Below are 20562 nucleotides of genomic sequence, written 5' to 3' on the forward strand. Positions count from 1 at the left end.
ACACTTACGGAGCAGTCGATGGGTGGGGCCTGGGGCCGGGGGCCGGGGTCAGGCGAAGTGCTTCGGCAGCGTCCCCTCATGGGCCTCGCGGAGGTCCGCGAGGGGCAGCTCGAACTGGCCCTGGACGTCGATCGAGGTCGCGAGGACGTCGACCACGCCGAGGCGCTGCACCGGGTAGTTCCGGGCGGTCGCCATGTCGTTGAAGCGGACCTCCTCGGAGCGCGGCACCGACACGATCGCGCGGCCCTGCGACTCGGAGAAGAGCGCGGTGAAGACATCGATGCCGTCGCGCTCGCACAGCTCGTCGAGGGAGACCCGCGCGCCCACGCCGAAGCGCAGCGCCATCTCGGCCAGCCCGGCGGCGAGGCCGCCCTCGGAGAGGTCGTGCGCGGCGTCGATCATCCCGTCGCGGGAGGCGTTGATGAGGATCGCGCCCAGCGTCTTCTCCGCCTCGAGGTCCAGCTTCGGCGGGAGCCCGCCGAGGTGGCCGCGCAGGTTGGCGAACTCGGACCCGTCCAGCTCGTCGCGGGTGACGCCGAGCAGGTAGATCGCCTGCCCGTCCGCGTTCCGCTGCCAGCCCGACGGCGTGCGGCGGGCGACGTCGTCGAACCGGCCCAGGACGCCGACCACGGGGGTGGGGTGGATCGCCGTCGTGCCCGTCTGGTTGTAGAGCGAGACGTTTCCGCCGGTCACCGGGATGCCGAGCACCTGGCAGGCATCGGCGAGGCCGCGGACGGCTTCGGCGAACTGCCACATGACCTCGGGGTCCTCGGGGGAGCCGAAGTTGAGGCAGTCGGTGACGGCCATCGGCACGGCGCCCGAGGTGGCGACGTTGCGGTACGACTCCGCGAGGGCCAGCTGCGCGCCCGTGTACGGGTCGAGGTAGGCGTAGCGGCCGTTGGCGTCGGTCGAGAGGCCCACGCCCATGCCGGTCTCCTCGTCGACGCGGATCACGCCGGCGTCGTCGGGGGAGGCGAGGGCCGTGTTTCCGCCCACGTAGTGGTCGTACTGCCTGGTGACCCACGACTTGTCGCACATGTTCGGGCTCGCCATGAGCTCGAGGACCGCGGCTTTGAGCTCCTCGCCCGTGGAGGGCAGGTCCTTGCCTGCCTCGGACGCGCGGAACGTGTCGCCCTGGACGCCGTCGAGCCACTCGGGGCGGTGGTACGGGCGGTTGTACACGGGGCCCTCGTGGGCCACGGTGCGCGGGTCCACGTCGACGATCGTCTCGCCGTCCCACGTGATGATGAGCCGGCCGGTGTCGGTGACCTCGCCGAGCCACGAGTACTCGACGTTCCACTTGTCCATGACCTTCTCGAACTCGGCCACGTTCTCCGGGGTCACGACCGCCATCATGCGCTCCTGCGACTCCGACATGAGGATCTCGCCGGGGGTCAGGGTGGGGTCGCGGAGGAGGACGTTGGTCAGCTCGACCTGCATGCCGCCGTCGCCGTTGGAGGCCAGCTCCGAGGTGGCGCACGAGATGCCGGCAGCGCCGAGGTCCTGGATGCCCTCGACGAGGGAGTGCTTGAAGAGCTCGAGGCAGCACTCGATGAGCACCTTCTCGGCGAACGGGTCGCCCACCTGGACGGCGGGCCGCTTGGAGGGCTTGGTGTCGTCGAAGGACTCCGAGGCGAGCACCGAGGCGCCGCCGATCCCGTCACCGCCCGTGCGGGCACCGAACAGGACCACCTTGTTGCCCACGCCGGAGGCGTTGGCGAGGCGCAGGTCCTCGTGGCGCAGCACGCCCACGGCGAGCGCGTTCACGAGCGGGTTGGCCTGGTAGACCGAGTCGAAGACGACCTCGCCGCCGATGTTCGGCAGTCCCAGGGAATTGCCGTAGCCGCCGATGCCCGAGACGATGCCGTGCACGAGGCGGGCCGTGTCCGGGTGGTCGATCGCGCCGAAGCGCAGCGGGTCCATGACGGCCACGGGGCGGGCGCCCATCGAGATGATGTCGCGGACGATGCCGCCGATGCCGGTCGCCGCGCCCTGGTAGGGCTCGACGAAGGACGGGTGGTTGTGGGACTCGACCTTGAAGGTCACGGCCCAGCCGTCGCCGAGGTCGGTCACGCCGGCGTTCTCGCCGATGCCGACCATCATGTCCTTCTTCATCTCGTCGGTGAGCTTCTCGCCGAACTGGCGCAGGTGCACCTTGGAGGACTTGTAGGAGCAGTGCTCGCTCCACATGACCGAGTACATCGCGAGCTCGGCGGCGGTGGGGCGGCGGCCGAGGAGCTTGACGATCTCGTCGAACTCGTTCTCCTTCAGGCCCAGCTCGGCCCAGGGGAGGTCGGTAGCGGGAGTCTGCGCCGCGTGCTCGACCGTGTCGATGTTGAACTTGCGGGCGGTCGCTGTTTCTGTGTTCCCTGCGGTCACTTGGAGCCTCCGACGAGCGTGGTCAGGACGGACGTGAAGAAGCCGAGCCCGTCGGTCGAATAGCCGCAGTCCTCGGGCGAGAGGGGGCCGAAGCCGGGCTCGACGGCGTGCTCCGGGTGGGGCATGAGCCCGACGACGTTGCCCGCGGCGTTCGTGATGCCCGCGATGTTGCGGCGCGAGCCGTTCGGGTTCCAGCCCACGTAGCGGAAGGCGACGCGGCCCTCGCCCTCGAGCTCGTCGAGGGTCTTCTCGTCCGCGACGTACTGCCCGTCCTGGTTCTTCAGGACGACGGTGATCTCCTGGCCGACCTCGTAGTCGCTGGTCCACGCGGTCTGGTTGTTCTCGACGCGCAGCACCTGGTCGCGGCAGATGAACTTCAGGTGGTCGTTCTTGATCATCGAGCCCGGGAGCAGGTGGCTCTCGGTGAGGACCTGGAAGCCGTTGCAGATGCCCAGCACGGGGAGCTTGGCCTCGGAGTTGGCCGCGTCGATGATCTTGCCCATGAGCGGCGCGAACCGCGCGATGGCACCGGCGCGGAGGTAGTCCCCGTAGGAGAAGCCGCCGGGGAGCACGACGGCGTCCACGTCGCCGAGCGTCTCGTCTGCGTGCCACAGCGGGACGGGAGTCGCGCCCGCGAGGCGGACGGCGCGCGCGGCGTCGCGGTCGTCGAGCGTGCCGGGGAAGGTCACGACGCCAATCCGGGCACCGGAAAGCACAGCGCCGGAGAGGGGCGCGGACTCGGGCCCGCTGAGGTCTGCGATGAGGGGGGTCTCGCTCATGCTCAGGCCTCGGCGCCTGCGGTCGCGTCCGCAGTGCTCGCGTCCTCTGCGAGCACCTCGACGTTCACCACGTCCTCGATGACCGGGTTCGAGAGCATCGTCGCGGCGGCGTTGCGTGCCTGCTCGAGGACCTCGTCCGTCACGGGGCCCTCTACCGTGAGCTCGAAGCGCTTGCCCTGGCGCACGCCGCTGAAGGCGGTGAAGCCGAGCCGCGGCAGCGCCCCCACGATCGCCTTACCCTGAGGGTCGAGAATCTCGGGTTTGGGCATGACATCGACAACGATCCGCGGCATCGAAAGGTGCTCCTGTGCTTGGGGGTGGTTGGGCAAGCACTCGGCTTGCACCCCGATTCTACCGGAGGCGCTTACCATAGCCCGCATGCGTCCCGGAACCCCCGATCCCGATCTGCGCTGCCCTTGCGGGAGCGGTGACACGTACGGCGCCTGCTGCGGCCGATTCCACAGCGGCCTCGCCCAGGGCGCCTCCGCGCCCACGGCGGAGGCCCTCATGCGCTCGCGCTACTCGGCCTACGCCCTCGGCGACACCTCCTACCTGCTGGCCACCTGGCACCCGTCCACGCGCCCGCCCACCCTCGAACTCGACACGTCGACGCGGTGGCGGCGCCTCGACGTCGTGCGCGCGACGGCGGGCGGCCCCTTCGACACGGAGGGGACCGTGGACTTCGAGGCGCGCTTCGTCGACGAGGGAGGGCGCGGCGTGCTGCGCGAGCACTCGCGGTTCGTCCGCGAAGAGGGACGCTGGTACTACGTCGACGGCGACGTCGCCGGGGCCTGAGGGCTGCCATAGGGAACGAAAAAGTGCCGTATTGGGCTGGGTCTTTTCCTCGCGGACGGGAGTAGATTTCCGGGCAAACGAGAACGGCTCGAGGAGGATCAATGACGCTCCAGATCACCGAAGTCTCCGCCTGCACGGTCGACAACTGCTCGTTCAACCACGACCACGAATGCAGCGCCTACGCCATCACGGTGGGCGGCGGCGAGAACCACGCGAGCTGTGGGACGTTCATCGACACCTCCTCCCTGGGCGGCCTGCCCAAGGTTCTGGCCCACGTGGGAGCCTGCCAGCGCGGGGAATGCGTCCACAACGACCACCTCATGTGCAACGCCCACGATGTGCGGGTCGGCCCCGGCAGCGACGCTGCGGACTGCCTGACCTACGAGCACCGCTAGGGCCGGACCGGCGGATCCGCCGGGTCCGCAGAGGCCCTCAGTCCTCAAGGAAAGTCAAGGAAGACAGGGAGGCGCAGGCAGCGAAGGACAGCGACTCGGGGATGCCGCGGCGGATGTAAGGCCTCGGTCGCCGTAGGCCCCGGACTGTCAGAGGCCAGCAAGCAGAGATCCCCAACGGAAGGACATCTGCACACCAGACAGAGAACACGAAAGAGACAGACGCCTGAGGGGCGCGCCGCAGTCGGCGCGCCCCTCTTTTCTGCGCGCCTTTTTTCTGCGCACCGGTCGCCGCCCCTGGCATCTTCGATCCGCGCTCCTGTCAAGCCTCTGTCATATCTGTGAAGTTGGTGGGATCCATCTTCCGGATAGATCTAGTGTGAAGCACTCGCTTCGGGTAGCTTGTGGCCCAATCCGCCGTGGCGGAGGTCACACTCGCTCCTGAAAGGTCTCACTCGCGTGAACAGAGAAAACCTCGGCCGGGGGCGGCCCGGGCTGACGCGCCTCGCGGCGCTCGCCGTCGGGCTGCCCCTCGTCCTCACCGCCGTCGCGGCGCCGGCCGGCGCAGCGCCCGACATCACCCCGACCGCGCCGGCAGCCTCCCGGGCCGACGCCGGCGCCTCGTACGAGGATGGCCGGCACATCGTGGTCCTCGCCGAACAGGCCGTGGCTGCCTACGACGGCGGCACACCCGGCTACGCGGCCACCGCTCCTAGCAAGGGCCGCAAGGTCGACTCCGGCAGCCCGAACGTGAGGGCCTACGACGCGCACCTGCGCAAGGCCCAGCGGGACGTCGCCGCCCGGAACGGCGTGGCCGTAGGCCAGCAGTTCACGACGGCGCTCAACGGCTTCGTCGCCGACCTCACCGCTGCGCAGGCCCAGACGCTCGCGAAGGACCCGCGGGTCGTGGCCGTCGCCAAGGACGTGCAGGCGGCCCCGGACTACACGAGCAATGACTTCATGAAGCTGACGGGCCCGCAGGGGGCATGGGCCACGCAGTTCGGCGGCAAGGAGGGCGCGGGGAAGGGGACGGTGGTCGGGGTCATCGACACGGGGTACTCCCCGGACAACCCCTTCCTGGCCGGGGAGCCGGTGACTGCGCTGGCGCCCGGGGCGAAGCCCCAGGTCGGCATCCCGTACCGGGATTCCGACGGCAGGATCGCGATGCTCAAGGGCGACGGCACGACCTTCACGGGGGAATGCCAGGCCGGCACGGACACGGGGGCGTCCTTCGATGGGACGGCCTGCAACTCCAAGGTGGTTTCGGCGCGCTACTTCGCGGACGGCTTCCTCGCGTCGGTGCCCGCCCCGCACCGCGCGCCCGAGGAGGTCATCTCCCCGGTGGACATCGGCTCCCACGGCACCCACACGGCGTCGACCGCGGCAGGGAACGCCGACGTCCGCATGAGCATCGCGGGCACCGACTTCGGCGTGAGCTCCGGGGTGGCGCCGTCGGCGAAGGTCTCCGTCTACAAGGTCTGCTGGGAGGACGACGACCCGAACACCGGCGGCTGCTACAGCTCGGCCTCGGTGGCGGCGATCGAGGCTGCCATCCAGGACGGTGTGGACGTGCTCAACTACTCGATCTCGGGCAACACGGGTTCCACCACGGACCCCGTGGCGCTCGCGTTCCTCAACGCCGCCGCCGCGGGGATCTTCGTCTCGGCGTCGGCGGGCAACTCGGGGCCGGCGGCCTCGACCGTCAACCACTCCTCTCCGTGGCTCACCACGGTGGCCGCGAGCACCTTCCCCGGCGACCTGGTGGGCACCGTGAAGGTCTCGGACGGCTCGACCTACCGCGGCGCGACGGTCATGAGCGGCGAGGTGCTCGACAAGGCCCCGGTCCTGGCGGCCGACGCCGCCGCGGCCGGTGCGGCGGACGCGAATCTGTGCTTCGCCGGCAGCCTCGACCCGGCCAAGGCCGCCGGCAAGGTCGTGGTGTGCGACCGCGGCGTCAACGCGCGCACCGACAAGAGCGCGGAGGTCAAGCGGGCCGGGGGCGTGGGGATGGTCCTCGTCAACCTGGGCCCGAGCTCGGAGGATTCGGACCTGCACGCGGTGCCGACGATCCACGTCAACGCGCCCGAGGGCCCCGAGCTCAAGGCGAAGATCGCCGCCAACCCGTCCCTGACCGTCAGTCTCGTCAAGGGCGACCTCACGGGCAGGCCCGCCAGCCCGACCCCGCAGATCGCCGGCTTCTCCTCCCGGGGCCCCTCGCTCGCCTCCGGCGGCGACCTGCTCAAGCCGGACGTATCCGCGCCCGGCGTGAATGTCCTGGCCGGCGTCTCGACCGTGGGGAACCACGGCGAGCAGTTCGGGTTCATGTCGGGCACGTCCATGGCGGCCCCGCACATCGCCGGCGTCGGCGCGCTCGTGCTGGGCAGGAACCCGTCGTGGTCGCCGGCGATGGTCAAGTCCGCCATGATGACGACCGCGTACCCGCTCGTCAACGCCGACGGCACCGCCAACCGCAACCCCTTCGACGGGGGTGCCGGCCACGTCGACACGACCAAGGTCACCGATCCGGGCCTCGTGTACAACGCCGGATCGAAGGACTGGCTCGCGTTCCTCAACGGCCAGGGCTACCCGACGGGTGCGCCGCAGGCCGGCTCGCTCGCCGCGAAGGACGTGAACGTCCCCTCGATCGCACTGGGGTCCCTCGTCGGGGAGGTCCAGGTGAAGCGCCAGCTGACGGCACTGGTCCCCGGCCTGTACCGGCCGCAGGTCACGCTGCCCGGCGTCGAGGTCCACGTCGAGCCGCAGGCGCTCAACTTCTCGAAGGCGGGGCAGACCCGCGAGGTCACCATCACCGTGAAGAACGTCTCGGCCCCGCTCGGGAAGTTCACCACCGGGACCCTCTCGTGGGTGGGTCCCCGCACCGTCACCTCGCCGATCGCCGTGCGCCCGGTCGATGCGAAGGTCGAACCGGCCTACAGCTTCTCGTCCGCAACCGGCGACGGCTCCGGGACCTTCACGCTGACCTCGGGGAGCGACGCACCGATCACCGTGGGCGTCGAGGGCCTCGCCCCGGTCGCCCAGAAGGCCATCACCAAGGTGCCCGGCCCGGTGAGGGCCACGAATGACGCCGCGAACGGACTCGTCGCGGTGGGCGTGCCGGCGGGCCAGAAGGTCGCCCGGTTCGAGCTCAGCGCCGCCGACAGCCAGACCGACTGGGACCTGTACGTCCTCGGCCCCAACGGCTCGGGCGGGCTCAGACAGTACACGGCCGCGACCGGTTCGGCAAGCGAGAGCCTCGAAATCGCGGACCCGCTGCCGGGCACGTACTACGTCATCGGGAACCTCTTCGCGAGCCCCGGCAACGGCTCCTCGGACGCAGTGCTCCGCGCTGCGACCTGGGCGGGGGATGCGGGCAACGCCGTGGTCGCGCCGAACCCGATCGTCGCCGCCAACGGCGCCCAGGCCACCGAGACCCTCTCGTGGACAGGGCTCGCACCGGGCGCCTACATGGGCCGCCTCGCGTTCGGCGACAACGGCGTCCGCAGCATGGTGAACGTCGCGGTCGGCGCCGGCACGGCGGCGGCCCCGGGAGCCTCCGCCCCCGGCGCCCCCGAGATGGCGCCCGTCGACGTCGTCCCCGGCCAGTGACGCGGTAGCCCGCTTCCGCACCCGACTGCCCCGCCGCCGTCGTCCGCTGGGGACGACGGCGGCGGGGCAGCCGCGCGTCGGGGCCGGGCGGAGTCCCTACGCCGAGGGGCCTTCGCCGAGATCCGGCAGGTCGCCCGGGTCGCGTCCCTTGGCGGTGTCGACGATCTCTCGGCGCTGCCGGTCCCGCTCCTCGACCACCACCGTGTGGGACGGCTGGAACAGCTCGGCGGCCACCCCCAGCATCGCCGCGCTGCCGCCCTTGGGCTTGCGCCGGCGGTAGTAGATCCAGCCGTGGCCCTCAATCCACAGCAGGACCCGATCCATGACGACGACAACGACCGCGGCGATCAGGAGCCACCAGTACCAGCCCATGCCGCACCTCCTGCGTCTATTCTCGGCCCGATCAGGACGCGAGGGCGGCCTTCAGGGGGGCGAGCGCCGTCGTGAGCCGCTCCCGCAGCGCGGCCGCCTCGGCAGCGAAGCCGCGCTGCGCCTCGACGTACTCGGCTTTCCCTGCCGGCGTCTCGATGGCGATGGGCTCGAAGCCCCAGCCGGAGAGGTCGTAGGGCGAGGCCTGCATGTCCATGGTCCGCACCCGCCACGCGAGCTCGAAGCAGTCCATGAGCAGCTCGCCGGGGATCGCGGGCCCCAGCTTGTACGCCCACTTGTAGAGGTCCATGTTCGCGTGGAGGCAGCCCGGCTGCTCGAGGTCGCGCTGCGTGGCACGGGTCGGCTGGAGCTCGTTGAGGGGCGCCGCGTCGGGGGAGTAGAAGCGGAACGCGTCGAAGTGCGTGCAGCGGATGCGGTGCTCCTCGACCACGCGGTCGGTGCCGTCGGCGCCGAGCCGCAGCGGGAGGTACTCGTGCCGGATCCCGAACTTCACGCTCCGGTAGGCCATGGCCCACTCGTGCAGGCCGAAGCACCCGAACTGCGGCGGACGGGCCGCGGTGCCGCGCAGGATGGTCCCGCAGAAACGGATCGTCTCCTCACGTTCGGCGGCGTAGGCGGGCAGGTCGAGCACGACGGCGGCAACGTCCTCCTCCACGCCGGCCGCCTCCCGCTCGGTGCGGGTGAGCGCACGGTAGTGCTTCCACCCGAGCCGCTCTGCGGCGTCGTGCCCCACGAGAGCCGTTCCCGCGCCCGGGTGCCAACGGCCCAGCTGGCCGGGCTTGTGCGTGTAGTAGGTGAAGAGGAAGTCCTCGATGGGGTGCTTCCTCCCCGCGTTGCGCCGGGCCACGAAGGGCTCCGCGAAGCGCGCCACCCGCGCCGCGTGCGCGTGGGCGCGCGGCAGCCAGCTGTCCTCGGCGAGGACGGAGAACGGGACGGCTCGGGAAGGCACCCGTCCATTATTCCCGATGCCAGGCGGCCGCCGGGGGCCCAGGGCCGGGGGCGCGAAAGGCCGTCTTGCTAGAATTCTCCTTGCCGAAGCACCTGTGAATTGGTGTCAGCTGCCTTCCGTCCCAGGGGGTGCCGAACCATGAGTGGGGGAAACCACAGAGCCATGACGACAAGCAGCTCTCCCTCCCGGCCCGCGGGCAGCCCCTTGGCGTCGAAACAGGCGCGATGGCCTGCGGCCACGGCGCAGAAGCGCAGGGCGTACGTCGCGATCTGCCAGGGGTTCGTCGGCTCGCTGATGATGTTTGTCGGGTCCATCGGCATCGGGTGGATTGCCAGCGGATCTCCGATGGTCCGCCAGCTAGTCGTCATTGCGATGCGTGCCGAGCGCTGGGGGGTGACGCTTTCCACCATCCTGCTGACTGTTGGGGCCATGCTGCTGATGCGGTCATGGCTGCGGCTCGGCCAGCGGCTGGGGGATTGGGGCGATGGCACGCGGCGACAGGTGATGGCGGCCATCGGCGCCTGGTCCCTGCCGCTGCTTTTCGCGGTGCCGATCTATTCGCGCGATGTCTACGCCTACATCGGCCAGGGCCGTTTGCTGATGGAGGGGAGAGACCCCTACGCCGAGGGCATCTCCGTGCTGAACAACTGGTTCTCCCTCGGAGCCGACCCGGCGTGGGCGGAGGCCCGCACGCCGTATGGCCCGTACTTCCTCTGGCTGGAACAAGCTGTGGTCGCGATCACCGGCGCCCAACCGGACATGTCCGTCCTGCTCTTCCGGTTGCTGGCCGTCGCCGGGGTGCTGCTGTGTGTGCTGTACCTGCCCAGACTGGCGGAACTGCACGGGATCAACGGCGCCCGGGCCCTGTGGATCGCGGTGGCGAATCCGCTGTTCCTGATCAGCTTCATCGCGAGTGCACACAACGATGCCCTCATGGTCGGCCTCGCGGTTGCAGGGACATACATGGCCGCGACCCGTCGGTATGTGCGCGGAGTCCTGCTCGTGACGGCATCCATCGGCATCAAGCCGGCCACGGTGCTACTGCTCCCGTTCATCGCCCTGATGTGGGCAGGAGCTGGGGCATCCTGGCTGCGCAGGCTCGGGGTCGCTGCCGCCACCGCCGCGCTGAGCCTCGCGGTGCTGGTCCTCAGCGGCATACCGCACGGCTTGGGCCTGGGCTGGACCTGGGCCATCATGGACCCCACCCCGGGCTACACGGGGTACTCGCCGTCGGGTTTCCTCGGTCAGCAGGTCGAGTTCTTCGGCAGTGTCCTGGGGCTCCCCGGTGCTGCAATGGCGGACGTCTTCAGGACGGCCTTGAAGTGGACGGCCGTCGGGCTGGTCCTCCTGCTGCTGCTCCGGGGAGAGCATTCCCGGCTGGTGCGACGCATGGCACTTGCCTTCGCGGCGGTAGTGCTGCTGTCGCCCATCATCCAGCCGTGGTACATCCTCTGGATCATCCCCTTCCTGGCCGCGACCGGCATCAGGGACGACTGGCAGATCCGGTGCCTCTACGTCGGGGTCACGTTCTTCGTGGTGTTCGGGGCGCAGGATCAGCTGTCGGTCTGGTCCTTCGTGGAGCTGCCTGTCAATGCATCGTCCCTCGCCTTTGCCATCGCCCTTCTCTTCACGTGCTACCTGTTGGTCCTTGACGTCCACACACGGACGCTGCTGATCCAGGGCAAGCCGGCGGACTTGATGCGCCGGGGCTTCCGGCGCATCCTCCGCCGGCAGCCCGACGCCGGCTAGGCGGCCAGCCTGGCGCCGTGCTTGCGCCCCAGTTCGGCTGTCCGGCGCACCGACCACCAGAGCAGGACAGCCAACAGGACATTCCGCGTCGTCAGAACGGCTGCAATGGCGGGATGCGCGTGGATGAGAGGCGTGTAGAAGAGCGGATAGATCACAAACGTCGCCGCCGCTATGGCCATCAGGAGGGCGGCAGGGACCTTCCATCGGTTCCAGTCGTGGGTCAGCCCCGCCACAACCACCGGAGCCAGCCAGATGATGAACTGGGGCGACCCCACCTTGTTGAACACGATGAATGCTGTCGTCATCATGAGCGCCCCTTCGAGGAACAGCTCCTCGCGCTCGGCACCTCGGTTGAGGGCGCGGACCAGAAGGACGGAACCGGCGATCGCAGCGAGGACCAGCAGGGGCTGCATCAGGAAGGCGGCCACCTCGGCACCGGGACCATAGACCTCCGTGGAGTTGATGGCCACGTTGTCGGCCATTCTCGAGCCCGCAACGTTGAAGACGGTGAGCCACACCCAGGGCGTGGAGAAGGTTGCCTCGAGCTGCATGCCACGCTCGCCCTGATTGATCAGGAAGTCCATGATGTGGTCCAGGGCGCCGGTCAGGTAGGTCCCGAAGGCCACCACGGCGCTGACGGCGCCCGCCGCTGCCACCATCCTCAGGCGCTGGCGGGAGGCGATCACCATGGGGGCCAGCACCGCCGCAGGCCACACTTTGATCCAGGTCGCGACACTGAGCAGAACGGACGCGACGACGGGTCTGCGGGCAGCGAAGAGCAGCGCGACCAGGACGATGGGAGCCGTGATGCCCTCAACCCGGGCGAAGCTGAGGTATCCCATGAAGCCCGTGAAGAACAGCCACCACCAGGCAGGGGCAATCCCGCTCAGACGTCGGGGACCGCGTGTCAGGTACAGCATCGCGACCGCGTTGAGGGCCGTGATGATGAGGGTCCACACCAGCAGGTACAGCTCTGGTCCCGCTACGTTGGCCAGGAAGATGGGTATCTGCGCCAGCACTGGATAGACCCACGGACTGATCTTTCCCCCGAGGCTGTCCGGGTTGTACCCCGCCATGGCCCACTGGCGGTACTGCTCCGTGTCGCTGAAGGTGCCGCCGTCAAGGAAGAAGGAGGCCATCCATCCGAGGAAGTACAGATGGACGACGGCGAATCCCCACCACACGCTCGACGGCCGGCTGAACCAGGCGACGAACCCCGGGGGCAGGACGCGGTGCCGGATGCGGACCAGATGCTCGAAGACCATCGCGGAAATCTCAGGACTCCTCGGTCTCGGGCTTCGCCATGGGCGGCTTCCGGCCCAGCGTCCGCAGGCGGCGCACTGACCAGACAAACAGGATGACGAGCAGGATGTTGCGGATGGACAGGACGAGCGCCATCGCCGGGTCGTTGTGGCTCAGGGCATCGTAGAACAGCGGATAGATGAGGAATGTGGCGGCAGCAATTGCCATCAGCATCGCCGCCGGCACGCGCCATTCCTTCCAGTTGCGGGTCAGCCCCACCGCGACGGCGGGGGCGAGCCACACCATGAACTGCGGCGAGCCGACTTTGTTGAAGACCACGAAGGCGGTCGTCAGGGCGAGGGCTCCTGAAAGGAGCAGCTCCGTACGGTCCATACCGCCGTTGGCCTTGCCCTGATGAAGGGCCCAGAACGTCAGACCGGTCACGGCGGCCGCGGCCAGCAGGAGAAGAGGCTGCATCAGCACCGACAGCACCGCCGTGCCGGGACCGTCCACCTGCATCGAGTTGATGGCGGTGTTCATGTACATGTGGGAGTCGCCGATTCCCAGCACGGACAGCCACAGCCAGGGGGTCGTGAACGTGGCCTCGAGCTGCATGCCGCGGCCCCCCTGCTGGGTCAGGAAGTTCAGCAGTCTTGGAAGGGCCCCGGCCGCCACGGCGAGGGCCACGACGGCGGCCGACGTCAGGACTGCTGCGGCGGCCACGCGCGCGCGCTCCTTCACGACGGCGAAGAAGGCCAGCATGACGGCGGCGGGCCACACCTTCACCCACGCGGCGATTCCGAGCAGGACCGACGCTGCAAAGGGCTGACGCACTCCATAGACAAGCGCAACGAGGACGACGGGAGCGGTCAGGCCGTCGACACGGGCGAAGCCGAGCCATCCCATGAGCACCGTGAACCCGAGCCACCACCATGCGGCCGGGATGGCGTCACGCCGCTGGCCCCACATGGTCAGCGAGCCCATGGCCCAACCGTTCAGCACACTGGTCAGCAGGACCCAGAGGAACAGGAAGGGGCCGGGACCGGCTGCCGCGGCCAAGGCCATCGGGACGAGCGCCAGAATCGGGTAGCCCCAGGGGCTGGGGCCCCGCGCCAGCGTCTCGTCGTCGAAACCTGCCATGGCCCAGTCCCGGTAGATGAAGGTGTCGCTGAAGGCTTCTCCCCGCAGCGAGAGCAGGGCTGCGAACACAAGGAACATCGCATGGGCCACAAGGAATCCCCAGAAGAGGCCGCGCGGGGAACGCAGACCCTCCTGCCACCGTTTGCGCATGACCATGGCGTCCGAAGGCACCCCGAGGAATCTGTCCATGGAGAATGAACTCTCTCGCTCTGTGAGTCACTGCTTCAGCAGGTCCTCAGACGCTATGAACCGGAGAAGGCGGTTCACGGTATTCTCGCATCGGACAAGAGCCCAGCCGCACTGCCACTGGGCGATTCCGGGTGAAATCCGCCCAAGACCCGCCCAAAGCCAGCGCCGCGTGGCCTGGAAGTTCATCCAGTGGTCACAGCGACGTCAGCTCGACCCGGGACACTGCCGCCATGACTGATCTGTCACGCCGCACACTTGTCCTCAGCTCCCTTGCCGCCGGTGCCCTCACCGCGGTCTCCGCGGCGGGGGCCGCGGGTCCCGCCCAGGCGGCGGGCGCGCCGTCGGCCGTCCCGCTCGTCCGCAGCCGCCTCACCCTTCCCTCCGGCATCCAGACCGGGGACGCCACCACCGATTCGGCGGTCCTCTGGTCCCGGTCCTCGGGACCCGGGCGCCTCGTCGCGACGCTGCGTGCCGTGGACGCCGACGGCGCGGTGATCAGCGGCAAGGGTGCCTTCGAGCGCACCCTTCGAGGCTCCTGGGCCAGCGCCGACACCGACTTCACGGCGAAGATCTCCGCCGCCCAGCTCCCCTCGGGCAGCCGCTTCGCCCTCACCCTGCAGTTCGAGGACGAGGACGGGAACCTCGGCGAGGCCGTCCAGGGCTCCTTCTCGACGGCGGCCGGACCCAACGCCGCCGGCCGCACCGCCGTGCGGGGCAACGACGTTCCGCGGGGGCAGAGCTTCGTGTGGACCGGGGACACCGCGGGCCAGGGCTGGGGCATCAACGAGGAGATCGGCGGGATGCGGGCCTACGCCGCGATGCACGCCACGAGGCCGGACTTCTTCATCCACTCCGGGGACACGGTCTACGCCGACGGGCCGATCCAGGCCAGCGTGACCGAGCCCGACGGGCAGGTGTGGAAGAACGTCGTGACCGAGGAGGTCTCCAAGGTCGCCGAGACGCTCAACGAGTTCCGCGGGCGCCACCGCTACAACCTCATGGACCCCAACGTCCGCGCCTTCTACGCAGACGTCCCGGTGATCGCACAGTGGGACGACCACGAGACGCACAACAACTGGTGGCCGGGCCAGACCATCGACGATTCCCGCTACACCGTCCGCGACGTCAACACCCTCGCGGCGCGCGGCCGCCAGGCGTGGCAGGAGTACCAGCCCATCGCGGACCGGCGCGCCCTCGCGCCCGCGACCACCGGCTTCGAGCCCGCGCGCATCTACCGCAAGATCCCGCGGGGCGCCCAGCTGGACCTCTTCGCGCTCGACATGCGCTCCTTCAAGGGCGAGAACACGCCGGGGCTCGAGGCCACCGAGACGCACATCCTCGGCGAGGAGCAGGTCCAGTGGCTCATCCGCGAGGTCAGCGCGTCCAAGGCAACGTGGAAGGTCATCCTCAACGACCTCCCGCTGGGCATCGTCGTGCCGGACGCGAAGGGCCAGGAGAGCATCTCCAACCGCAACGACGGCGCGCCGCTGGGACGCGAGCTCGAGCTCGCCCGCGTGCTCAAGGCGTTCAAGGACGCCGGGGTGAAGAACATCGTGTGGCTCACCGCGGACGTGCACTACTGCGCCGCGCACCACTACTCGCCCGAGCGTGCGGCCTTCCGCGACTTCGACCCGTTCTGGGAGTTCGTCGCCGGGCCGGTCAACGCCGGCTCCTTCGGTCCCAACGCGATGGACCTGACGTTCGGGCCCACGGTCGAGTTCGCGAAGGCGGGCATCCGGACGAACCAGTCCCCGCGGGACGGCAAGAGCCAGTTCTTCGGCCATGTCGAGATCGACGGCGGGGACGCCTTCACCGTCTCGCTGCGCAATGCGCTCGGCGAGACGGTCTACTCGAAGACCCTGACCCCCGCGAGCTGACTCCCCGACGGCAGGGACGGGACCCACAGCGTCGGGGGTGTCCGTTCAGGCGCGGTGGGGAGTCGCCTTGTGGGCGTTGAGGGGTCATTTCCCTAGATCGCGCCGCCAGGCGGGCCGAGCAGCGCCTCGGCGGCCTTCCACGCGGCGATACCGCAGCCGTCGGTCCTGTCGAAGCGCCGCTCGACGCGCGCGCTGCCGGCCGTTCCCATGACCGTCGCGACCTCCGGGCCGCCGTACTGCTGGGTGCAGAGCTGGTTGCCCGGCGGCGGCGTGAGGAGCTCGGGCCGTGCGGCGACGAGCCGGCACGCGTCTGCGGCCCACGGGTGCGTGCTGCCGGGGAGCGGGGCGGGGCCGGCGCAGCGCAGCCTCCACCGCTGCTCCGGCTCACCCGTCCCGCGCACGACGACGACCTCCAGCTCCGCCGTCGGCTCGCCGGGGGTGCCGCTCGAGGTGGGGGGCGCCGTCGTGCGCGGCTCGGAGGAGCCGGGGCCCGCCGGTCCGGGCTGGGCAGCCCAGGCGGCTAGCGCCACGGCGCATGACGCGAGGCCGAGCAGCGCCGGGATCCAGACGCGGCGGACGGGGCGCACGGGTTCCGCGCTCCGTCAGGCCTGGGCTACCAAGGCTTCGGCGCCGTCAAGGTCCCGGCTGGCCTGGGCGGAGGCGATGAGCTTCATCATCGAGGCGTGGAGCTCGCCGGCCTCCTCACGGGTGATCTGCAGGCGGGACATCATGGTCGGCGGCACCGCGAGAGCCTTCTCGCGGAGCGCGGCTCCCTCCGGCGTGAGCGCGACATCGAGCGCCCGCTCGTTGCCCGGCTGGCGGGTGCGGGTGAGCAGGCCCGCGTCCTCGAGGCGCCGCAGCAGCGGGGTCATCGTCGCCGGCTCGAGCAGGAGCGCCTCGCTGATGTCCTTCACGGTGCGCGGGCTGCGCTCCCAGAGCGCCAGCATGACGAGGTACTGCGGGTGGGTGAGGCCGAGCTTCTCGAGGACGGGCCGGTAGGACGCGATCACGCTGCGGCTCGCGACGCTGAGCGCGAAGCAGAGCTGCCTCTCGAGCTTGAGGTCGTCGTATGAGGCGTCCATGGCGAATCCTTCCGCATTGGTTAGTGCACTAACCATGAGTGTACTATTCATAGAGGAGCCGGAGGTCCGGCGGTCGAAGGGAGAGCCAGAAATGTCCGGTGAGAGTGCCGCCCGGAGGTTCATGCACGCCACGGGGAAGCTGCGCGCCATCTTCGGGCCGGCGCATGTGAGCTCCATGACGCACGAGATGACCGAGGAGAACAAGCAGCTCCTGGTCCAGCGCGAGGCGGAGGCCCAGCAGTGGGAGACCGTGACCCGCCCCGACGGCAGCACCTACGTGGTCCCCAAGGACCCCACCGACCGCTCGCTGCGCTGACCCCAGGCGCGCTCGGGCCCGCGCGGTCGGAGGCCTTCGGCAGCGTGCTCAGCCCTGAGAGCCAGAGCACACCCGGGCGTACAATGGCGCGTACCGGAAGGGGGTGATGAGATGCCCCGCACGCACAAGGCCATGGACAGGTTCTTCCACGCGGCGGACCGTGCCGCCGCGATCTGGGGTCCTGCCGCTCACGGCGACCCGAACGCGCCGGTGGTCCACAGGCACGATGCCTTCGAGCAGGCGTCGGACCAGGAACTGCTGACGTTCGCGGTCGAGACCGACTCAGAAGGACACCACTACGCCGTCCGCAAGGACGAGAAGCCCCCTATGACGCACCTCTAGAACACACCTTCAGCAGCAGTGCCAGAAGGCCGCCCCGGACGCGGGCTGGGCCCGAAACAGCGAAGCGGAGCCGAAACCCAGGGTTTCGGCTCCGCTTCCTCCGTTCCGCGCCGTTCTCCGGCAGGGTCAGCGGCCGGTGCCGCCGTACACGGTGGCCTGCGTCTCGGCGTCGAGGTTGAAGGCCGTGTGGATGGCGCGGACCGCGTCGTCGAGCAGGTCGGCGCGCGTGACGACCGAGATGCGGATCTCCGAGGTGGAGATCATGTTGATGTTGATGCCGGCGTCGGACAGCGCCTGGAAGAACGTCGCCGACACGCCGGGGTGAGAGCGCATGCCGGCCCCGATGAGGGAGAGCTTGCCGATCTCGGCGTTGTACTCGATGTCCTCGAAGCCGATCTCCTCCTGGGCCTCCTTGAGCGCGGTGAGGGCCTCGGCGCCCTCGACGATCGGGAGAGTGAAGGAGATGTCCGTCTTGCCGCGGCCGAGCGTCGAGACGTTCTGGACGATCATGTCGATGTTCGAGTGGGCCTTCGCGATGACCTGGAAGATCGCGGCGGCCTTGCCGGGGATGTCCGGGACGCCGACGACGGTGACCTTGGCCTCGGAGCGGTCGTGCGCGACGCCGGAGATGATGGGCTGTTCCAAAGCGACTCCCTCGCTGACGGTGATCTTGTCCTCGGGGCTGGGCAGCACCCACGTCCCCTGGTTGTGGCTGAACGAGGACCGCACGTGCAGCGGGACCCCGAAGCGGCGCGCGTACTCGACGCAGCGCAGATGGAGGATCTTGGCGCCGGAGGCGGCGAGCTCGAGCATCTCCTCGCTCGAGATCCGCTCGATCTTCTTGGCCGCGGGGACGACGCGCGGATCGGCCGTGTAGACGCCGTCCACGTCGGTGTAGATCTCGCACACGTCCGCGTTGAGCGCGGCGGCCAGGGCGACGGCGGTCGTGTCGGAGCCGCCGCGGCCGAGCGTGGTGATGTCGTGGCTCTCGCGGCTCATGCCCTGGAAGCCGGCGACGATCGCGACGTTGCCCTTGTCGAGCGCGGTGCGCACCCGGTGCGGGTCGACGTCGATGATGCGCGCCTTGCCGTGGATGCCGTCGGTGATCATGCCCGCCTGGGAGCCGGTGAACGACTGGGCCTTGGCGCCGAGCTGGTTGATCGCCATCGCGAGCAGGGCCATGGAGATGCGCTCGCCGGCGGACAGGAGCATGTCCATCTCGCGCGCGGGTGCGCTGTCCGTGAGCTCGCCTGCGAGGTCGAGCAGCTCGTCCGTGGTGTCGCCCATGGCGGAGACCACGACGACGACCTCGTGCCCGGCGCGCTGCGTCTCGACGACGCGCTCGGCCACCCGCTTGATGCCCGCCGCGTCCGCGACGGACGAGCCGCCGAACTTCTGGACGATCAGCTGCCGGGCAGGCAATTCGAGGGGCAACGACATGCGGGCACACTCACAGGGGGCTAGAGGCTACAGGGATGGTCCTTGACAGTCTACGCCCGGCCGTTGGCGTCCATGAATTGTGACCGGTCTGCGGACGCCGCGGGAACCGCGCACGACGGCGCGCGGCCCGCCTGGGTGCGGGGCGCCGTCGTGCGCTGTGGCAGGGAGGTCAGCCGGCCAGGTCGGGGTAGTGGATCCGCGCCGTCTCGGGGTGGGCGCGGAGCCAGCCCTTGAGCACGTTCTGCCCGTACGAGGCGAGCATGGGGTTGTCGGGGTCGTCGGAGACGCCGCGGGCCGCGGCGGCGAGCTCGGCCGGCAGCTCGACCTTGTCGATGACCGCGTCGAGGCGCGGGGACCAGAAGAACGGCACCGAGTAGCGGTCCACGCCCGCCGGCGGGGCGATGACGCGGTGGATAGTGGCCATGAGGTAGCCGTCGGTCGCGACCTCCAGCATCTCTCCGAGGTTCACGACCAGCGCCCCTGGGGTGGGGGGAACATCGATCCACTCGTCCTGCCCGTACGGCTTGACCTCGAGCCCGCCGACCTGGTCCTGCAGCAGGAGCGTGACGAAGCCGTAGTCCGCGTGGAGGCCCACGCCCTGGTCGCCCGCTCCAGGCACGACGCCAGTTCCGACGTAGTGCACGAGCTTGCCCATCCAAGCAGGCGTTCCGGCGAAGGGCTCGTCGAAGTGGTCCTCGGGCAGGCCGATCGCCACGGAGATGCCGCGCAGGAGCTCCGCCCCGACTGTGCTCATGAGCTCGGCCCATTCCATGGCGGCCTTCTCGAGGTCGGGAAAGGCTGCGGGCCACTGGTTGGGGCCCTGCAGGCGCAGGTAGGGCTTCTCCGCGGGGACGTCCTCGAGCGGCGCGCGCTCGGGGCCGTAGTCGATCTGCTCGCGGGCATCGGCGCGTCCGCGGGTGACCTCGGTGCCGAGCCGGGTGTAGCCGCGGAACTGGGCCGAGGAGCGGTTGTCGAGCGCGAGGCGGTCTTCGAGCGGGAGGCGGAAGAACTCGGCGACCGTGTCCAGGAGCTCCTGGTCCTGTCCCGGGCGGGCGCCGTAGCCGGTGATCTGGAAGAAGCCGACGTTGTGCGACGCGTCGCGCAGCGCCTCGAGGAAGTCGGGGGTGAAGGAGCCGTCGGCGCCCCTCGCGGTCGAGAGGTCGAGGACCGGGATGGAGGTTCGTGCAGTGCTCATGGATCCAGCATGCGCCCGCGCGAGAGGGGAGCGTAACAATCTGTCACGAACCGGCGGCGGGGTATCATCCCCCGCCGTTGCCGCGGGTGATCGCGCCCTCAGCTGATCGCGTTCCGGCGGCCCTCGAAGGCGCGGCCGAGTGTGATCTCGTCCGCGTACTCGAGGTCTCCGCCCACCGGCAGGCCTGACGCGAGCCGCGTGACGGTCACCCCGATGGTCTTGAGCATGCGCGCGAGATACGTGCTCGTGGCCTCGCCCTCGAGGTTGGGGTTGGTCGCGAGGATGATCTCGGTGACCTGGTCGTCGTTGAGGCGCGTGAGCAGCTCCCGGATGCGCAGCTGGTCGGGGCCGATTCCCGCGATGGGGTTGATGGCTCCACCGAGCACGTGGTACCGGCCGCGGTACGCGCGCGTCCGTTCGATCGCGAGCACGTCCTTGGACTCCTCGACCACGCAGATCACGCTCGGATCGCGGCGGGTGTCGCGGCAGATCGCGCACGTGTCCTGCTCGGAGACGTTGCCGCAGATCTGGCAGAACTTGACCCGCTCCTTGACTCCGACGATCGCGGCGGCCAGCCGCTTCATGTCATCGGAGTCGGCCTCGAGGATGTGGAAGGCGAGCCGCTGCGCCGACTTCGGGCCGATGCCCGGGAGCCGGCCGAGCTCATCGATCAGATCTTGGACTGCGCCTTCATACACCC

Annotated in this window: 19 protein-coding genes; 7 read left to right on the plus strand and 12 right to left on the minus strand. The window is 69.7% G+C overall.

Annotation, left to right across the window (positions count from 1 at the left end; all coding sequences use genetic code 11):
* Positions 1-48: 48 nt before the first annotated feature.
* Genes purL through purS form a run of 3 tightly spaced genes read right to left on the minus strand, consistent with a single transcriptional unit; the run spans position 49 to position 3451 of the window.
* A complete protein-coding gene (purL, locus tag CGQ25_RS01320; RefSeq protein ID WP_208711458.1) occupies positions 49-2379 on the minus strand; it encodes a phosphoribosylformylglycinamidine synthase subunit PurL in 2331 nt (776 codons plus the stop codon).
* Complete coding sequence (gene purQ / locus CGQ25_RS01325) at positions 2376-3158, minus strand: phosphoribosylformylglycinamidine synthase subunit PurQ (RefSeq protein WP_208711459.1); 783 nt, start codon at positions 3156-3158, stop codon at positions 2376-2378. The genes purL and purQ overlap by 4 nt, the downstream gene beginning before the upstream one ends.
* Before the next feature lie 2 nt (positions 3159-3160).
* Positions 3161-3451 (minus strand): phosphoribosylformylglycinamidine synthase subunit PurS, encoded by a 291-nt coding sequence (gene purS / locus CGQ25_RS01330; RefSeq protein ID WP_208711460.1) that lies wholly within the window; start codon positions 3449-3451, stop codon positions 3161-3163.
* 85 nt (positions 3452-3536) lie between these two features.
* On the opposite strand from purS, the gene CGQ25_RS01335 reads away from it, so the two are divergent.
* The 3 genes from CGQ25_RS01335 (at position 3537) to CGQ25_RS01345 (ending at position 7951) form a co-directional block, all read left to right on the plus strand.
* Positions 3537-3953, plus strand: coding sequence for a YchJ family protein (locus CGQ25_RS01335; protein ID WP_208711461.1), 417 nt, complete (start codon positions 3537-3539; stop codon positions 3951-3953).
* A 101-nt stretch (positions 3954-4054) separates the two neighbouring features.
* A complete protein-coding gene (locus CGQ25_RS01340) occupies positions 4055-4348 on the plus strand; it encodes a DUF1540 domain-containing protein (RefSeq protein ID WP_208711462.1) in 294 nt (97 codons plus the stop codon).
* A gap of 456 nt (positions 4349-4804) precedes the next feature.
* Positions 4805-7951, plus strand: a complete 3147-nt coding sequence (locus CGQ25_RS01345) for a S8 family serine peptidase (RefSeq protein ID WP_208711463.1) — start codon at positions 4805-4807, stop codon at positions 7949-7951.
* A 96-nt stretch (positions 7952-8047) separates the two neighbouring features.
* Here CGQ25_RS01345 and CGQ25_RS01350 read toward each other — a convergent pair whose 3' ends face one another.
* On the minus strand, positions 8048-8323 hold the full coding sequence (locus tag CGQ25_RS01350; protein WP_208711464.1) for a hypothetical protein: 276 nt from the start codon (positions 8321-8323) through the stop codon (positions 8048-8050).
* Between the two features lie 31 nt (positions 8324-8354).
* Positions 8355-9290: a 3-methyladenine DNA glycosylase gene (locus CGQ25_RS01355; protein ID WP_369802270.1), complete on the minus strand. Its 936-nt coding sequence runs from the start codon at positions 9288-9290 to the stop codon at positions 8355-8357.
* A 162-nt stretch (positions 9291-9452) separates the two neighbouring features.
* Between CGQ25_RS01355 and mptB the strand changes: the two genes are divergently transcribed.
* A complete protein-coding gene (gene mptB / locus CGQ25_RS01360) occupies positions 9453-11039 on the plus strand; it encodes a polyprenol phosphomannose-dependent alpha 1,6 mannosyltransferase MptB (RefSeq protein WP_208711465.1) in 1587 nt (528 codons plus the stop codon).
* Here mptB and CGQ25_RS01365 read toward each other — a convergent pair.
* Together CGQ25_RS01365 and CGQ25_RS01370 are read right to left on the minus strand one after the other, a co-directional pair.
* Positions 11036-12304, minus strand: a complete 1269-nt coding sequence (locus tag CGQ25_RS01365) for a glycosyltransferase 87 family protein (RefSeq protein ID WP_208711466.1) — start codon at positions 12302-12304, stop codon at positions 11036-11038. The two genes, mptB and CGQ25_RS01365, sit on opposite strands and share 4 nt — an antisense overlap.
* Before the next feature lie 10 nt (positions 12305-12314).
* The gene (locus CGQ25_RS01370) at positions 12315-13577 is read right to left on the minus strand and encodes a glycosyltransferase family 87 protein (protein ID WP_255405707.1); all 1263 of its coding nucleotides are present in this window, start codon (positions 13575-13577) and stop codon (positions 12315-12317) included.
* A gap of 263 nt (positions 13578-13840) precedes the next feature.
* Between CGQ25_RS01370 and CGQ25_RS01375 the strand changes: the two genes are divergently transcribed.
* Positions 13841-15487 carry an alkaline phosphatase gene (locus CGQ25_RS01375; protein WP_208711468.1) on the plus strand — a complete coding sequence of 549 codons (1647 nt, stop codon included), beginning with the start codon at positions 13841-13843 and terminating at the stop codon, positions 15485-15487.
* 92 nt (positions 15488-15579) lie between these two features.
* Here the strand turns inward: CGQ25_RS01375 and CGQ25_RS01380 are convergent, their stop codons facing one another.
* Positions 15580-16074, minus strand: coding sequence for a serine protease inhibitor (locus CGQ25_RS01380; RefSeq protein ID WP_208711469.1), 495 nt, complete (start codon positions 16072-16074; stop codon positions 15580-15582).
* Positions 16075-16089: 15 nt separating this feature from the next.
* On the minus strand, positions 16090-16569 hold the full coding sequence (locus tag CGQ25_RS01385; RefSeq protein ID WP_208711470.1) for a MarR family winged helix-turn-helix transcriptional regulator: 480 nt from the start codon (positions 16567-16569) through the stop codon (positions 16090-16092).
* Between the two features lie 91 nt (positions 16570-16660).
* Between CGQ25_RS01385 and CGQ25_RS01390 the strand changes: the two genes are divergently transcribed.
* Both CGQ25_RS01390 and CGQ25_RS01395 read left to right on the plus strand, forming a co-directional pair.
* Positions 16661-16885 carry a hypothetical protein gene (locus tag CGQ25_RS01390; protein ID WP_208711471.1) on the plus strand — a complete coding sequence of 75 codons (225 nt, stop codon included), beginning with the start codon at positions 16661-16663 and terminating at the stop codon, positions 16883-16885.
* Positions 16886-16996: 111 nt separating this feature from the next.
* On the plus strand, positions 16997-17227 hold the full coding sequence (locus tag CGQ25_RS01395; protein WP_369802272.1) for a hypothetical protein: 231 nt from the start codon (positions 16997-16999) through the stop codon (positions 17225-17227).
* Between the two features lie 126 nt (positions 17228-17353).
* Here CGQ25_RS01395 and CGQ25_RS01400 read toward each other — a convergent pair whose 3' ends face one another.
* The 3 genes from CGQ25_RS01400 to recR all read right to left on the minus strand — a co-directional run bounded on the left by CGQ25_RS01400 (position 17354) and on the right by recR (position 20560).
* Positions 17354-18667: an aspartate kinase gene (locus CGQ25_RS01400; protein WP_208711472.1), complete on the minus strand. Its 1314-nt coding sequence runs from the start codon at positions 18665-18667 to the stop codon at positions 17354-17356.
* 169 nt (positions 18668-18836) lie between these two features.
* On the minus strand, positions 18837-19862 hold the full coding sequence (locus tag CGQ25_RS01405) for an isopenicillin N synthase family oxygenase (protein WP_208711473.1): 1026 nt from the start codon (positions 19860-19862) through the stop codon (positions 18837-18839).
* 98 nt (positions 19863-19960) lie between these two features.
* Entirely contained in the window at positions 19961-20560 is a 600-nt protein-coding gene (gene recR / locus CGQ25_RS01410; protein WP_208711474.1) for a recombination mediator RecR, read from the minus strand.
* Positions 20561-20562 lie beyond the last annotated feature (2 nt).

The organism is Sinomonas sp. R1AF57 (assembly GCF_002224485.1).
Lineage (GTDB): Bacteria > Actinomycetota > Actinomycetes > Actinomycetales > Micrococcaceae > Sinomonas > Sinomonas flava.